Genomic DNA, 16,533 nt, shown 5'->3' on the forward strand with positions numbered 1-16,533 from the left:
CACCCGCGGCTCGAACGCGGGACACCCTGATTAAAAGTCAGGTGCTCTACCAACTGAGCTAGTGGATCATCTCGCTCTCACAAGATATGATTATATAGGAATATTGGATTACTGTCAACTTCTTTTTATTGTTAAATTCATCTATTACGTCAAATAGACTATATTTTCGACAAATCATATCATACTATTACGTCATCTGAAGTGTCTCCTAAACAAAACTTTCTCTGTTTTTCAATAAAATCTTCCACAGCATTATATCCAGATCGATTGAGTCGGTAATTCATTGCTGCTACTTCAATAATATTGGATAAATTCCGCCCAGGACGTACAGGAATAGTTTTACAAGGTAATCCTACGCCTAGAATATTATAATGTTCCTCATCAAGACCTAGACGATCATAGGCTTTAGTTTGATCCCATTCTTCTAACTGAATGACAAGATGAATTTTTTGATTCGGTCTAACAGCGCCAATACCAAACAGCGCCTTAACATTTAAAATTCCAAGTCCCCTAACTTCCATAACATGACGCAATACTTCTGGCGCGGTCCCCGTCAATACATTCTCTTCTGTACATGTAACTTCTACAGCATCATCTGCTACCAGACGGTGCCCTCTTTTAATCAGATCAAGGGCCGTTTCGCTTTTTCCAATTCCACTTTCTCCAATAATCAGCGTTCCTACACCGTGCACATCTACTAGAACTGCATGAAGAGTCGTACTTGGCGCGAGTTTATGCTCTAGATAATTAGTAAGCTGAGCAATAAAACGAGTCGTAGCTAAACGGGTGCGAAAAACTGGCAATTGACGGCTCGCCGCCAATTGCAGCCATCGTTCGGGCAGAACAATATTGCGTGTGATCACTAGACAGGGAAAATGCAAGGAGATAAATGACAGCCACCGCTCAGTTGCCAAATCTTCACTTAGAGTATTTAGAAATGCTGATTCTGCTGTTCCAATTACCTGAATGCGCTGTTCATCAAAATGCTGTAAATAACCAGCTAAAGCTAGTCCCGGACGATTAATATCAGATACTTCTACTGGAACGTCTAGATTACAATTTTCATCAACGACAGTAAGACAAAAAGAATCAACAATTTCTTTCAACAACAAGGCTGCCATTTATATATCACCTACACGTAAATTATTCTCTTGTCATATTATCCAAAAATCTCATGCATTACAATCGTCTGATCTCGACCAGGACCAACTGATACAATACCAAGCTTAATATCAGCGACCTCACTTAAGCGCTCTAAATAACGACGTGCATTCAAAGGCAGATCAGCATAATTACGGACACCAGTCGTATCACTTTGCCAGCCTGGCAGTTCCTCATAGATAGGTTCTACCTCAGCCAACACCTTTAAACTGGCAGGAAACTCTTCTAATAACTGACCTTTATATTTATAGCCAACACATAACTTCACTGCTTCTAGTTCATCTAGAATATCCAAACGAGTGATCGCCATATAATCAATTCCACTTAATCGACCAGCATATCCTACTACGCTAGCATCCAGCCAACCACAACGGCGAGGGCGACCAGTAACCGTCCCATACTCATGACCTCTGTCTCTAATATGATTGCCAACTTCATCAAATAATTCTGTAGGAAATGGCCCTTCCCCTACACGAGTCGTATAAGCTTTTACTACACCAATTACTTTATCAATTTTAGTAGGTCCAATACCTGCACCTACGCATACTCCACCAGCAATTGGATTGGATGAGGTAACATATGGATAGGTTCCATGATCCAAATCCAATAAAGTTGCCTGAGCACCTTCAAACAATACCTTTTGACCATTTTTTAATGCTTTATTTATAGCTGTCGATGTATCGCAGACATAAGCACGTAATTCATCTGCATAACCTAAATACTCTTTTTTCACGGTTTCATAGTCAAAGCCATCTAGACCATATACATCTTTTAACAAATGATTTTTAGCTTCTATGTTGCGTTTTAATTTATCTGAGAACTCTTCCTCATCCATTAAGTCTACAATACGAATTCCACATCTAGAGTTTTTATCCATATAGCATGGACCAATCCCTCTTTTTGTTGTTCCTATCTTATGATCACCACGATAAGTTTCTTCTGCTTCGTCTAATAAACGATGATATGGCATAATAACATGAGCTCTATTAGAAATCTTTAGGCCCGAAGTATCAATGCCCTGCTCCTGCATTCCTTTTATTTCCTTAAGTATGACGCCTGGATCAACCACTACACCATTACCAACCACACAAGTTTTGCCTTTATATAAAATTCCTGATGGCAATAGCTGCAACTTAAATTGTTTTCCCTCTACTACCACTGTATGACCTGCGTTATTGCCACCTTGATAACGAGCAACAACATCTGCTTTTTCTGCTAAATAATCTACAATCTTTCCTTTTCCTTCATCGCCCCACTGAGTTCCCATTACTACTACTGCTGGCATAACATTCACCCTTCCCATCTTTTTAGAATACTTTTCCCAAAGACTTTTATCTCTTCTTTAAACCTTTGGTACTATTTTACTTCAAAAATCTATTTCTATTTATAAACAAGCCAATGTAATTAACCAGTTATCAACAAACTGTGGATAACTTTGTTAATAAGTTGTTTATAATTAGGTATGCTTATTTTATCCCCAGACTGCAATATTCACTCGTACTTCGATACTTAGATATTTTCTTTATTTAAAGTCTAGATTTTTTCCCTCGTATAGCATAGCACTAAGTGCTAAAAGTGTCAATCCTTTTTCGAATGTTTTTTATTTTTATCCTTTCATTGTTCGGGTTTTGTTCAAAAAATACTCTTACTTCTTAGCAAAATGATACTTTTTCTATAAAATCTCATAAAAATAGAGGAGATAACATCTACCTCCTCTATCCTGGCAATTTTGATAAATCGCTAAACTTCGTAAATTGTTTGTGAAAAAATAATTGAACGGTATCTACCGGACCATTACGATGTTTGGCAATAATAACTTCCGTAATATTTTTCTGCTCACTATCAGGATTATAATAGTCATCCCGATAAAGAAAAGCAACAATATCGGCATCCTGCTCTAGGGAACCAGATTCCCTAAGATCGCTCAGCATCGGTTTTTTTACCTGTCTGGACTCTACGCTGCGACTTAACTGCGATAAAGCAATAACAGGTACATTAATCTCCCTGGCTAACGCCTTTAGAGAACGGGATATTTCAGAGATCTCCTGCTGGCGATTCTCACTCCCTTTGCCCTTGCCGCTGCCTTGCATAAGCTGTAGATAATCAATAATAATCAAACTCAAGTTATGTTCGATCTTTAGCCGTCTTGCCTTGGAGCGCATTTCCATTACGGTAATCCCTGCTGTATCATCGATAAAAATAGGGGCTGCAGACAATCGATCTGCACCACTGACAAGTTTCGTCCAATCTTTCGCTTCTAGCTCGCCAATTCGCAAACGCTGAGAATCAATGGCAGATTCTGCACATAGCATACGTTGAACTAATTGCTCTTTAGACATTTCAAGACTGAAAAAAGCCACTGCCTTTTTCTCAGCTATTCCGATATGCTGGGCAATATTTAGCACAAACGCTGTTTTCCCCATACTAGGACGAGCTGCAATTAAAATTAGATCAGAAGGCTGCAAACCTGAAGTCAGCTTATCTAAGTCTTTAAATCCAGTAGATAGACCGGTGATACTTCCTTTTGAAGCATATAACTGTTCGATCTTATTAAATGCATCAAAAATGATACTCTTAATGGGAGTAAACTCTCCTCCCATTTTTCGACTGGATACAGATAATATCGCTTTTTCAGCGCTATCTAAAATAGTGGATACTTCTTCGCTGCCTTCATACCCCATGCCGGCAATATTGGTAGCAGCATTAATCAATTGGCGCAGCAGCGCTTTTTCTTCTACAATCCTTGCATGATACAAAACATTAGCGGCAGTGGGCACGCTATTAGCCAGGGAGGTTACATAAGCAATCCCGCCCGCAGCTTCCAATTTATCTTCCTTACGCAGAAACTCGATCACAGTAACCATATCCACTGCATCATTTTTATTGAAAAGTTCCAGCATAGCATTATAGATCAGGCGATGAGCCTCGCGATAGCAATCTTCCGGCCGCAACAATTCAGCAACTTTGGAAATTGCCTCACGCTCGATCAGCATGGCCCCAAGTACTGCCTGCTCAGCTTCCATACTCTGTGGTGGTATTCTATCTAACAATCAACTTGCCTCCTCCCCATTTAGCTATGCACTTTTTTGCTCTGTATCACATAGTAGGATAGCTAACGCTTCTTCTACACTATCTACAGGACAAATTTCTAAGCCTAAATGCCCTTGGGGAATATCCTTTTCATTTTCTTTTGGAATAATCATAGTCGTAATACCTGCTTGTTTGGCACCATAGGCTTTCTCAAAGACACCACCAACAGCTTTTACTTTACCTTGAATGGAAATTTCACCTGTCACTGCAACATCCTGGCGAATGGCCCGCTGGGTAATAGCGGAAATTATAGCAGCTAAAATGCCTGTGCCAGCGGAAGGACCATCGATACGCCCTCCGCCAATAATATTAATGTGAATGTCATAGTTATTTAAATCTTCACCTGTTATCTTTCTAACTACAGCCGCAGCATTAAAAACCGAATCTTTAGCCATACTGCCCGCTGTATCGTTGAAACGTATACGCCCTTTACCTTTTTCTCCTGCTGCAAAGGATACAGCTTCAATCTCTAATACAGAACCAAGATAACCAGCAACACCTAGACCAAATACTTTTCCGACTTCACCAATGTTTGCTGCTTTAAGATTTACAAAAGGAGTGAGACGGCTAACCTGTACTACTTTATATACATCCTCATGAGTAATGACTACCTTTTCCTGATCATTGGAGCGATATAAAGCAATGCCAAAGGCATCAGATAAAATATTAACGGCCTTACGACCTTCAATAGTATATTCACTAATCAAAGCAGCTACATCTGATTCTAAAGCCACACCTAATTTCACTGCTGCATTATAAACAATTTCTTCTATATGTTTTGGGGTCAAAGGTTCAAAGTAAATTTCGGCACAACGTGACCGTATCGCAGGATTAATTTCAGAGGCCTCTCTTGTTGTCGCACCAATCAAAATAAAATCAGCAGGTGCACCATCTTCAAAAAGCTTTTTAATATACTTGGGAACATTCGGATCAGAAGGATCATAATAGGCAGATTCAAAAGATACCCGTTTGTCTTCTAGTACCTTTAGAAGCTTATTCTGCAGCATTGCATCCATTTCACCAATCTCATCAATAAATAAAATACCACCATGGGCATCTGTTGCTAAACCCGGTTTTGGCTCTGGTACACCTGTCTCAGCTAAATCTCGCCGCGCTCCTTGGTAAATCGGATCATGCACAGAACCCAACAAAGGATTCGTCATTCCTCGGGAATCCCACCGCAATGTGGTTCCATCCACTTCTATAAATGGAGCCTCTTGGGCAAAGGGGGTAAATTTAAGCGCCTTCGCCGCTTCTAGCACCAAACGAGCAGCAGTTGTTTTACCAACCCCTGGCGGACCATAGAGAATCAGATGCTGCGGATAAGGTGATGCCAATTTAGAACGAAGAGCTTCTACGGCCCTTTCTTGTCCTACAATTTCACTTAAGTTTCCTGGACGCGTAATCTCCATAGCTGACTTGGTCAGTTTTTTCTGCTCTAACACTTCCAGCATAGCATATTTCTTTAAAGTTTGAGGATTCTCAACATTATTTTCTTCTTCTTTAAGAACCTGCATCTTTATTTCTCTTACATATTCTTGATGGCGTTCTTCCATCTTTTCATTAATCTTCTTTTCTAACCGATCTTCCAGCGACCGACGAGCCATTAAACTAGCTATCTCTTCTTCAATCGTAACCAAGATATCCGGTACCTCTTCCAATGCAGGTACTTTTTCCATTGTTGGATCTTCAAATACCAGTTTTTGCAAAGCTAATACTCGTTCCCCTGCGTTTTCAGAATTCATTAAAGATAAGGCATCCAGTTTGACTGCTTTTAGCACCACTTTATCCGGGCCGAAAATACCTGCGTACATATCATATAAGGCAGTTATTTGATGCTTAAGCTGCTCATTAGCCCTTACACCTCTCGGCAACGGCCGTCTAGGAATAAATTTGTTAAAAAAGTTTTTCATATCATAGTCCTTTCTATATCCCAGCTAGGGGACGGCAAAAGCATACATCACCAATGCTTTTGCTATTTAGCAATAATGTGTACCTGTATCTTTGCACTAATTTCAGGGTGCAACTTTATGGATACAGGGTATGTACCTAATACTTTAATTGCATCTTTTAAATCAATCTTACGTTTATCCATTTCGATTTTATGTTGGGCTAGCAATGCATCAGCAATATCTTTACTAGCAACAGAACCGAACAATTTACCGCCTTCGCCCATCTTCACACCAATGGTGACTTCGACTTTTGACATTTGGGCCGCTAACAAATTTGCTTCATCCAGTGCTCTTTGCTGCTTACGTTCTTCTGATGCCTTTTGCTGGCTTGCTTGATTGACATTAGAAGCGGTTGCAGGAATCGCTAACTTCTGAGCCAATAAGTAATTGCGCGCGTATCCTTCTGAAACCTCTATAATATCGCCTTTTTTGCCTAATTTTTTAACCTCTTGCTGTAGAATTACCTTCATTTTCCGCACTCTCCTCTATGTATTTTGCGCTCAGTTCTATCACTTGGCGCTTTACTTCTTCCATTGTTCCTTTTTTAACCTGCGCACCAGCTACTGTCTGATGTCCGCCACCGCCCAATTCTTCCATAATGACTTGTACATTGAAAGCTCCATTGGAACGTGCGCTGACACCAATTCCGCCATCTTCTAGAAAAAATAAGACAAAGCTGATTTGTACTCCTTCAACTCCTAAAAGCATGTCAGCAACTTGCGCTGCTACAATTTGTGCATTTTTTATATTATCGGGACATCCTGCCACGACTACTCCACCTGGCAACATAATTGCCTGATTTAAGATTTCAGCCCGTGACTTCACCGTCTCAAAATCTAAGCGGAACATTTGACGAACCAAGGCCGGATCAGCTCCCGACCGCCTTAAATAAGCTGCAGCGTCAAAAGTACGCACTCCACTTTGTACCGAAAACTGTTTTGTATCCACAACGATACCAGCATACAAAGCCGTCGCATCCATTTTATTAAACTCTAAGTAATCGTCAAAGTACATTAAAAGCTCCGTAACTAATTCACAAGTAGAAGATGCCGATGGCTCAAGATATACTAACAGCGGATTTGCAATAAATTTCTCTGAGCGTCGATGATGATCAATAACAACCACTCGATCAACTCGATTTAATAATTCTGGCGCTGCGGATAATTCAGGATGGTGAACATCTACCACAAACAATAACGTTTGTGGAGTGATCAAAGGCACCGCCTGAGCTGACGTGATAAATAAATCCTGATATTCTTCATAGTCAACTAATAGCTCTTGCAATTTGCTTAATGAAACCCCTGGCTGGCTAACAACAATGTGCAATTTTTTCCCTAAATGGCGAGCCATAATTCCTACACCAATAGCAGCACCTAAGCTGTCAAAATCTTCATTGGTATGACCCATCACCAGAACCACATCGGCATCGTCGATAATTTCCCGTAATGCCTGGGCTACAATTCGCGCCTTTACTCTTGTATTTTTTTCTACAGCCTTGGCTTTACCTCCGTAAAACTGAAGTTTGCCCCCTACGTGAACTGCGACCTGATCACCGCCTCGACCTAATGCTAAGTCCAATCCGGCTTGAGCTCGTTCTCCTAATATAGCTACAGAATCTTCATCAGCTGCAACTCCCATACTGAGTGTTACAGGAATTTTATTGCCAATATGAATGGCACGTACGCGATCTAGTATGTCAAATTTTTCTTGTAGACATTTATTTAAGTTCTGACGATTAAATACCGCAAGATACATATCATCTGCATATTTCTTTAATACAGCCTCGTTCTCTGCCACCCACTCTGCTAGAAGCTTATTGACTTCTGCGACAACAGACGTTCGCTGTCCTTCACTTAGTCCTTGCAGCACATCATCATAATTATCAATCTGGATGTAAACCATAACTGGTACAGAGTTTACGCATTCAGCTCTTACTTTTTCACTGGCAGTAATGTCATTAAGATAAGCAATTGTTAATTCTTCATGTTCCATTGCATGGGTTACAGGTTCATGAATCACATCATAATATTTTTCCTCAGTAGAGAATACTTCCCGACCAGATTTCCCCCATACCTTATCCAAAGGAAATTCAGGACAAATATCCATAATCGACTGCCCAATCTCAACTTCATCACCAAACCAGTCAATAAGAACATCATTATGCCAATACAACTTCCCCTCTTTATCAATAATCATCATTACCAAAGGTAAGCTCTTTAACGCATAAGATGCTCCTTCTTCAATACAATTACTCATGGTATATAAATAGCTATCTAATGCTTTTTGCCGTTCTTTATGGCGTTCACGGCCATATAAATACAAAGAACACAGCAAAATTGCCCCTAATACGGCTACATAAGGATTATAAAAAACAATTACCACTAATAAAGCTGTGGCAACAGCAAGATAAATTCTGGTATCAAACCAAAAAGACGGACCTTGCGGCATAAACAACTCCTCCTTGAAGGCTAGTCTCAATCCTATTTTAATCTTTGAATTGAGCCCCTCGCAAACGTCGGTAATCCATAACCATATCAATTGCACCCGCAACTATCAAGATTTGCGCAAAGAAACCATTTGTCAATATCAAGAACAGTATAAGTCCTTTAACCATTTTTGACAAATTGTATTTATCGGCAAAGTAGTTAAATAACGCCAACCCTTGCACTAAAATAAGAGTACTCGTGATCACTTGCAGATTCATTCCAACCTGAGTCAACAACGTAATCTCCCTGCTATTGCCCCAGTAGATCATTACTAAAGATAATGCAAAAAGATATACGATATGGTACGGCAGGGACCATTCTTTAAATGCTGGGAAATTAGGAACCGTATGACCAAGCTTTCGCAATACTGTTTTAGCGATTAAAAAATTGATCCACGTATCAAGCACCGATGCCATTATAAAACCTGCTGGTAAAATAATCTTCATTAATTGAAGCATGGACTGCATAGATTCTGACATTTTCGCCAACTCTTGTTCTGCCATACCGAAATCCCTGTATACTTCAATCGCCTGGGCTATCGCATTACTCATTACATCAGTTTGCATAGCAAGAGGATTCACGCCAAGCACCACAGCACTAATTGCTAGTAACGCAGCTTTAGAAATCAAGGAAGCTGCCGTTCCCCACAACATCGTTTTACCAGCACTAAAATTCATACGAAAGGCATAACCTAATACAATGCCAATCAGGCCAAATCCAACAACTACACTAAGAGATTGCAGTGGATGCATGAGCATCGCGATTACGGCACCAGATACTACTGTTGCCATAATACTCCATTTATAACCATGACGAACACCTAACAAAATAATGGGCACTGGCCACATTAAATTTACAAAAGGTCCAATTAGAGGCAGATAAGCACTAATCAAGGCAAATAGTATGGCTATTCCCGACAATACTCCACCCTCTACCATAGGTCTGAGCCGATTCTGTCTCATTTATTCACCCCTTTTGGCGGAGATGACGCTGGAACTCACTAGAGTCACCAAACCATTTCTCCACTTCTCGCTCTTTTTTTATATCTTGTTCTACTTGCATTAAAACTGACTTATCTAATGATTCAAAACTAATACCTAGACGTCTTCCTAGCATGTAGCAAGAAACAACTACAGATGCTAGTCCTTCGCCGATGGCCTGTTCACTATTCTTTGCCATGGCCTGGTACAGTTGCCCAATATGGGTAATCAACTCCGCCTTTAGCCACTCTATCAAACGCATTTTGCGTAAAATATCCGATTCATTCGAAAACAAAACAGCCACTCCCCCCCTTTTTACTATATCTAATATAGTATTCGCAAATCAATAGTCTGTTTCCTGCTTTATCATAAAGTATATCCCAGATAAGAAGATACGATCATCCATTCTTAGCAGAATAAAACAAAAGAGAGGTACGTAACCTCTCTTTTGTTTTATTCTGCTGTGAATGGCAACAATGCAACAATACGTGCACGTTTAATCGCCAAAGTAACACTACGTTGATGTTTTGCGCAGTTACCAGAAATACGGCGAGGCAATATTTTGCCGCGTTCCGTAGTGTAACGACGGATTTTACCAACTTCTTTATAATCGATCGTTTCTACTTTATCCACGCAGAAACTACAAATCTTTTTCTTAGGTTTTCTTCCTCTTTCACGTTTCACCGATAATACCTCCCTTTAAAATGGAATCTCTTCTTCAGGGAAGACCTCTGTACCAAAGGAGCTGACATCATATCCGGATGATTTTGCAGGACTAGCAGCAGTGCTGCTACCGCTAACAGCTTGTTTTGTATCCAAAAACTCAATATTTTGGGCTACTACATCAGCCGCACGCCGTTTTTGTCCATCTTTCTCATAATCACGAATTTGCAAACGTCCTTCAACTAGTACACGACGACCCTTGGTAAGATTGTTGCCACAAACTTCGGCCAGCTTATCCCATACTACTACAGGAATAAAATCAGCTCGCTTATTCTCACCATAACCGGTATCAACTGCTACACTGAAAGATGCTACTGCCTTACCAGTCTGTGTATATCGAACTTCCGGATCACGAGTTAAACGACCGACTATTATAACCTTATTCATGGTATTAATTCCCCCTGGTCTATTCGTCTACTTTAATAATCATAAATTTCAAGATATCTTCAGTAATCTTCATTATACGATCAAGCTCAAGAATGGTCGCTGGTACAGCTGTAAAGCTAGTCAAGCAGTAAAAACCCTCAGTAAAGTCTTTTACTACATAAGCCAAACGCTTTTTGCCCCAACGGTCAATTTTTTCTACTTGACCACCGTTGTTATTAATCAGGTTTTCAAATTTGGTAATTACCGCATTTGTCGCTTCTTCATCCAACGGTTTAACAATAAACATGACTTCGTACTTTCTCACGAAATCACCTCCTCCTGTGGACTAATGGCTCCCTTAAGGGAGCAGGGAAGGTTTGTAAACATTTATAAACATTTTCTCAAACCTCTCTAGGCTACCCTAGACTGACATATTATATCACTAATAGTAATACAAATGCAACTTATATGTTGAAAGAAATATTATACATTAAACCTAAAGTACGTAACATCCCCATCTTGCATAATATATTCTTTTCCTTCCAATCGAACTAATCCTTTTTCGCGAGCTGCATTAGAGCTGCCTGTCAGCACAAGGTCATTGTAGGAAACAATTTCTGCACGTATAAAGCCACGCTCAATATCAGAATGGATTTTTCCTCCAGCCTGAGGTGCTTTGGTACCTTTCTTTATTGTCCAAGCACGTACTTCTTGCTCACCAGCCGTTAAGAACGTCACTAAACCTAAAAGTTTATAAGAGGCTTTAATAAGCTTATCCAATCCCGACTCTTTTAGGCCAAGCTCTGCTAAAAACTCCTTAGCATCCTCCGCTGGAAGTTCAGCAATCTCTGACTCAACCTTCGCCGACACTGCAATGACTTCTGCGCCTTCTTCTACTGCATATTTTTTCACAATTTTAACATACTCATTATCTTCTGCATTCGCTACTTCGTCTTCGCTAACATTGGCAATGAACAATACTGGTTTTAACGTCATCAAGTTTAGATCGCCAATGAGTCCAGCCTCATCCTCTGTCATATCAACGCGCCGCGCAGGCAACGCTTGCTCTAAAAGTTCTTTAATTTTTACCAGTACAGCCATTTCGTTTGGTGCTTTCTTATCACCAGTTTTGATTAGTTTCTGTACACGCTCCATACGCTTTTCCAATGTATCTAAATCAGCTAAGCATAGTTCTGTATTAATGATCTCAATATCACGCAAAGGATTTAATGCCCCCTCAACGTGAGTAATATTTTCATCTTCAAAACAGCGTACAACTTGAGCCACAGCATCTACTTGGCGAATGTGAGCTAAAAATTTATTGCCTAAGCCTTCTCCTTTAGATGCTCCTTTAACCAATCCAGCAATATCTACAAAACGCATAGCCGTCGGGATACAGCGTTTTGTTTTATACATTTCCACCAAATGAGGCAAACGCTCATCAGGAACATCCACTACACCCACATTTGGCTCTATGGTGCAAAAAGGATAATTAGCAGCCTCTGCGCCTGCTTTTGTAATTGCATTAAATAATGTACTTTTCCCTACATTAGGTAAACCAACAATACCCACTTCTAAATTTGTGCTCATTCATCTATTCCACCTTACTTACAATTTCTTTTTAGTATGTCTTATTGTAGATGATTCTTCCCTTATTTTCAAGCGTACACTTCACTCATCTCCGTGTTCACGACGATAAGCAATGGCATTTTTCAATCTGGCTGTACCTAATAACAACATGATAGAGCCCATGATAACACCAACTGTTAGATTAATATGATTACCGAAATCGGTTCCCATTGCAATGAGTACAATCCCCGTCACCAAGGTCATGCCTCCTACAATAAATTGGTATTTCACATTTCTCCCTCCTCTTGTGTACCTTTGCGTGTTACGATTTCTTTTACACCTTTTTCAAACTTTACGCGTGGCACTAGGACAAAACGCCCACATCCCTGGCATTTTAAACCAAAATCAATTCCAGTACGCGTAATTTCCCACAAAGCAACTCCACAAGGATGGTTCTTTTTCATTCTCACAATATCGCCAATCTGATAACGTACCATCATCTAACCACCTTCTTACCTTCTAAAGTTATCGACTACTGGATGAGGAATCTTTGCTTCATTAAATAAACGCTTTATTTCATAGCGAAGAGCATTCTCCACTTTTCCCTGCTGCAGGGGCACTGTCTTGGCCACAATACGTACCATTAGCATCTGAGCACCAAGATCTACTATACCTAACACCTTTGGTCCCTCTAAGACTTCTTCCAGCTCTTTTCCTATGGAAATGCAGGCCTGTTCCAACAATAGAAGTACCTCATCCAAATTAGCCTCATAAGCAACTGGTACATTGACAACAGCCTGCATATGCCCTCTGGTATGATTACTAATTCTAGATATTGCACCATGAGGAATAATGTGCAGCACACCATTGCCATCTCGTAACTTAGTCACCCGTAAACCAATATCCTCCACAGTGCCTGCCATATCACCACTAACAATATAATCCCCTACGGCAAACTGATTTTCCAATACAATAAAAAATCCAGTTACAAAATCACGAATTAAACTCTGAGAACCAACGCCAAGAGCCAGTCCTATAATGCCAGCTCCAGCTACAAGCGAGGTGGTGTCAATTTGAAACTCCTGCAATATCATAATAATCGTAATAAAATAAATAATGTATCGAATTATGCTTTGCAGTAGTCCTCCCAATGTCCTGGCACGCCCTTCATCAAAATGAAAGGCACTAATACCGACTTTAGGAATAAACATCTTGTTCACCATAATTGAAAATAATCGCAATATGAAGATCGATCCTAGCAAAATAGCTACAAGACGTACGATTTTATTACCCGCTAGCAATAAGAATTCCGGTGTAAGCAACATGGGCATCGTTCAGTTCCTTTCACAATCATACATTTTACTTTTTATGATCCTACTGTCTCCAGCTTTCTATAATTGCATATATATTATACGCTATTCTAAAAAAATCCTCCTAATTAAGTCTTTCTTGCTAAAGAATAGCAAATGCACAGCCTCCAGCATATGATGTTGCACCAATGCTAAAGTGAGGCGATTATCATGTCAGATACCACTCAAAATCCGCAGCCTATTATTGACCTGATATTGGCTGATATAAATGCCGTCATTCCTAATCTTTCTTCTTTAGTAGCCTCTTATCGCCTGCTAGTAGGTGCGTCTGAAGAAATTCACCGTACACCGGAAATTTGCCCTGAAGTTTTTGAGAGAGCCGTAAGACGTGCCGATAATGCCGGAATATTAATTGACATTTTTTTAGAATTACTTTGCTGCAAAGTAGCTTTTAGCAGTGATTTCCTAAAGATTTCTTGCGCTCCAGTTGACTTATTTCGATTATTAGCCAATAAGTCACCTACTACAGATATTCCTCTTAAGACAGCAGAGCAAGTCGTTGAAATGGAGGCCTTGAGGCGCCTCCTGGAATGCTGCCAGCACAAGGGTTCTTGCCTTCCAGACCAAAAGGTAGTCTGCCCTAAACCCCCAGCACCTCCTGGTTCACCACCCGCACCAAAGCCCCCAGTACAAAATTCTGATATACAAGAAGTAGAAGCCGTTGCTCTGCAGCAATTAATCAATACATTTAGTGCAAGAACTGACGAGGAAGTATTTCCAGAAACAACATCCTCTCCGGAAAATACCGATTCTTTAGAAATCCAAAATACTCCTAACAGCAATAATAATTCGGAGAATCTTGACAATGAAAGCCAAAGTCGTGTCCGATGTAAACACTTATATACATTTCATAATAAAAAAGGTAATTCTAAAGAAAAAGACAAAAAAAAATAGGCAAGAACCCCAAATGGCTCTTGCTTCTTTTTTCTATTCATCAAGAGGACATGACTCCAGTCCTTCAAGGTGATCACATGGTTCTAAATGAATGACAACATCACATGAACCTAGCATTTGTTTAATTTCAGCTTCAATTTGATCACAGATATCATGAGCCTTATTTAAATGCATATCTTTATATAAAATAAGATGCATGTCAATTAGTCGCCAGCTGCCGGAACGCCGAGTACGGAGTTGATGAAAAGAAATGACCTCTTTGTGACTCTTAATAATGTCAACAATCAGCTGCTCTTCATGCGCCGGTAAACTAATATCGGTTAGCTCATATAGACTCTTTTTGGTCATGCCATAACCAGCTTTAAACACAATACCAGCTACAATGATTGCAATCACAGGATCAAGCCATGCAAGACCAGTTACATGAATAACCACCAATCCAACCAACACACCAACAGAAGTCCAAATATCGGCCCTAAGATGTAAGCCGTCTGCTTCTAAGGCATGGGAACCAGTCTGTTTAGCTACCGTGAACAATCTTTCGGATACCCAGTAATTAATTGCAATCGAAATGATCATAAGAGCAATACCGTACTCCAAAAAACCTGGGACCGCAGCTGAATTCATTTTACTTCCAGCTTCATATACAATCCATATTGCTGCTCCGATAATCAATATCGCTTCAATCGCACCTGATAAATTTTCAAATTTACCATGCCCATAGGCATGATTTTCATCTGGAGGGGTATCTGCTTTACGTACCGCATAAAAAGCAATCACAGATGCAAGTAGATCAAAGCCAGAATGAGCAGCTTCCGAAATAATACTTACGGCCCCAGTATAAAATCCCACGATCAATTTCAATACAACCAAAACCGTATTAGAAATAACGGACAGCCTAGCAGTACGCTCTTTTACATTACTATCCACATATCCCAATCATACTACCTCCTACCTTTTGCTCAGCAGCTCTATTCTTTGTTATAACCTTCAATAGCCTACACTATTCACGTTCCTTGTAAAAGGTACCAAATTCTATCTTATTTAGAAATGAATCAGTCCATGTATTCATATAAAACTATGATGGCATAACAAAAAAGCCTGCAGTCCCTCTAAGGTCCCGCAGGCACATACATTCCTGCTGCTTTACGCCCGGCTGCGCCATACTGTGACCGCCTGTTCCTAGCTATTCTATAGTATCACACCCAGAATTTGCTTGTAAATATCCTTTAAATTTGATTTCTAAGAACAACATCACAATTACAGCATAAGTCATGATTTAATATGTACTACGTGACTAATAGGATACCCTTTGGCTGCAAGAGCTCTTTCTAATTCTTCCGTATCAATAATATCGGCTCGAATAATCATCTCAATCTTTCCATCAGGTAAAGCATAGCTAACCATACTAGTTATATTGATATTCATAGCCAAAAACACTTCCGAAATTTCATGAAGCAATCCAATTTTGTCTGTTACATCAAGGGTGATACGAGTTTTACCATCCACCAGCCCCATAATATCAACGAAACTTTTAAAAATATCCGTTTCTGTAATGATACCGACAACTGCCTCTTGTTCATCTACTACTACCAATCCGCCAATACGGTGGTTGTACATTAAAATGGCAGCTTCTTCAACTGTAGCTCCTGTAGTAATGCTAACCACTTCTTTTTGCATAATATCTTTAATTTTCATCTTCGCTAATAAGTAATTAAGTTCAAAAATAGAAAGAGCAGTTGCTGGCGATGCCGATACCGCTCGAAGATCTCTATCAGTTACAATGCCAACTAGCTTTCCACTTTCAACCACTGGCAGGCGGCGGAATTTATTATTGCGCATAATCTCCGATGCATCAGCAATTGTTGTAGTTGAACTGATAGTGATTGGATTTGCTGTCATCCTGCTTTCTACAAACATATTATCATCTCCATTGATTTTT

General features: G+C 39.9%; 18 protein-coding genes and 1 riboswitch. Of the genes, 1 reads left to right on the plus strand and 17 read right to left on the minus strand.

Going from position 1 to position 16,533, the window contains the following annotated elements:
• Nucleotides 1–179: 179 nt before the first annotated feature.
• The 15 genes from hprK to BMZ99_RS12230 form a co-directional block, all read right to left on the minus strand.
• Nucleotides 180–1,121 (minus strand): HPr(Ser) kinase/phosphatase, encoded by a 942-nt coding sequence (gene hprK / locus BMZ99_RS12160; RefSeq protein WP_090937394.1) that lies wholly within the window; start codon nt 1,119–1,121, stop codon nt 180–182.
• Between the two features lie 38 nt (nt 1,122–1,159).
• The gene (locus BMZ99_RS12165) at nt 1,160–2,446 is read right to left on the minus strand and encodes an adenylosuccinate synthase (protein ID WP_090937397.1); all 1,287 of its coding nucleotides are present in this window, start codon (nt 2,444–2,446) and stop codon (nt 1,160–1,162) included.
• Nucleotides 2,447–2,876: 430 nt separating this feature from the next.
• The gene (gene dnaB / locus BMZ99_RS12170; protein ID WP_090937400.1) at nt 2,877–4,211 is read right to left on the minus strand and encodes a replicative DNA helicase; all 1,335 of its coding nucleotides are present in this window, start codon (nt 4,209–4,211) and stop codon (nt 2,877–2,879) included.
• Between the two features lie 24 nt (nt 4,212–4,235).
• Nucleotides 4,236–6,164 (minus strand): Lon family ATP-dependent protease, encoded by a 1,929-nt coding sequence (gene lonC / locus BMZ99_RS12175; RefSeq protein ID WP_090937403.1) that lies wholly within the window; start codon nt 6,162–6,164, stop codon nt 4,236–4,238.
• Nucleotides 6,165–6,226: 62 nt separating this feature from the next.
• Nucleotides 6,227–6,673, minus strand: coding sequence for a 50S ribosomal protein L9 (rplI, locus tag BMZ99_RS12180; protein WP_090937406.1), 447 nt, complete (start codon nt 6,671–6,673; stop codon nt 6,227–6,229).
• Complete coding sequence (locus BMZ99_RS12185; RefSeq protein ID WP_090937409.1) at nt 6,645–8,651, minus strand: DHH family phosphoesterase; 2,007 nt, start codon at nt 8,649–8,651, stop codon at nt 6,645–6,647. The genes rplI and BMZ99_RS12185 overlap by 29 nt, the downstream gene beginning before the upstream one ends.
• A gap of 37 nt (nt 8,652–8,688) precedes the next feature.
• Entirely contained in the window at nt 8,689–9,651 is a 963-nt protein-coding gene (locus BMZ99_RS12190; RefSeq protein ID WP_090937412.1) for a YybS family protein, read from the minus strand.
• Nucleotides 9,652–9,655: 4 nt separating this feature from the next.
• Entirely contained in the window at nt 9,656–9,973 is a 318-nt protein-coding gene (locus BMZ99_RS12195; protein WP_245754944.1) for a MazG-like family protein, read from the minus strand.
• A gap of 149 nt (nt 9,974–10,122) precedes the next feature.
• Nucleotides 10,123–10,353: a 30S ribosomal protein S18 gene (rpsR, locus tag BMZ99_RS12200; protein ID WP_007936039.1), complete on the minus strand. Its 231-nt coding sequence runs from the start codon at nt 10,351–10,353 to the stop codon at nt 10,123–10,125.
• Nucleotides 10,354–10,368: 15 nt separating this feature from the next.
• Nucleotides 10,369–10,779, minus strand: a complete 411-nt coding sequence (locus BMZ99_RS12205; protein WP_090937414.1) for a single-stranded DNA-binding protein — start codon at nt 10,777–10,779, stop codon at nt 10,369–10,371.
• Between the two features lie 19 nt (nt 10,780–10,798).
• Nucleotides 10,799–11,083, minus strand: coding sequence for a 30S ribosomal protein S6 (gene rpsF, locus BMZ99_RS12210; protein WP_090937417.1), 285 nt, complete (start codon nt 11,081–11,083; stop codon nt 10,799–10,801).
• Nucleotides 11,084–11,241: 158 nt separating this feature from the next.
• Nucleotides 11,242–12,348 carry a redox-regulated ATPase YchF gene (gene ychF, locus BMZ99_RS12215; RefSeq protein ID WP_007936045.1) on the minus strand — a complete coding sequence of 369 codons (1,107 nt, stop codon included), beginning with the start codon at nt 12,346–12,348 and terminating at the stop codon, nt 11,242–11,244.
• 81 nt (nt 12,349–12,429) lie between these two features.
• Nucleotides 12,430–12,618 (minus strand): hypothetical protein, encoded by a 189-nt coding sequence (locus tag BMZ99_RS12220; protein ID WP_090937420.1) that lies wholly within the window; start codon nt 12,616–12,618, stop codon nt 12,430–12,432.
• On the minus strand, nt 12,615–12,827 hold the full coding sequence (locus BMZ99_RS12225) for a DUF951 domain-containing protein (protein ID WP_090937423.1): 213 nt from the start codon (nt 12,825–12,827) through the stop codon (nt 12,615–12,617). The genes BMZ99_RS12220 and BMZ99_RS12225 overlap by 4 nt, the downstream gene beginning before the upstream one ends.
• Nucleotides 12,828–12,839: 12 nt before the next feature.
• A complete protein-coding gene (locus BMZ99_RS12230) occupies nt 12,840–13,658 on the minus strand; it encodes a mechanosensitive ion channel family protein (protein WP_090937425.1) in 819 nt (272 codons plus the stop codon).
• A gap of 189 nt (nt 13,659–13,847) precedes the next feature.
• On the opposite strand from BMZ99_RS12230, the gene BMZ99_RS12235 reads away from it, so the two are divergent.
• Nucleotides 13,848–14,591 (plus strand): hypothetical protein, encoded by a 744-nt coding sequence (locus BMZ99_RS12235; protein WP_090937428.1) that lies wholly within the window; start codon nt 13,848–13,850, stop codon nt 14,589–14,591.
• 33 nt (nt 14,592–14,624) lie between these two features.
• Here BMZ99_RS12235 and BMZ99_RS12240 read toward each other — a convergent pair whose 3' ends face one another.
• Together BMZ99_RS12240 and BMZ99_RS12245 are read right to left on the minus strand one after the other, a co-directional pair.
• Nucleotides 14,625–15,530 carry a cation diffusion facilitator family transporter gene (locus BMZ99_RS12240; protein WP_090937431.1) on the minus strand — a complete coding sequence of 302 codons (906 nt, stop codon included), beginning with the start codon at nt 15,528–15,530 and terminating at the stop codon, nt 14,625–14,627.
• A 174-nt stretch (nt 15,531–15,704) separates the two neighbouring features.
• A riboswitch (NiCo riboswitch) is annotated at nt 15,705–15,786 on the minus strand.
• A 77-nt stretch (nt 15,787–15,863) separates the two neighbouring features.
• Complete coding sequence (locus BMZ99_RS12245) at nt 15,864–16,511, minus strand: CBS domain-containing protein (protein WP_090937435.1); 648 nt, start codon at nt 16,509–16,511, stop codon at nt 15,864–15,866.
• Nucleotides 16,512–16,533 lie beyond the last annotated feature (22 nt).

Source organism: Pelosinus propionicus DSM 13327 (genome assembly GCF_900114615.1).
Taxonomy (GTDB): domain Bacteria; phylum Bacillota; class Negativicutes; order DSM-13327; family DSM-13327; genus Pelosinus; species Pelosinus propionicus.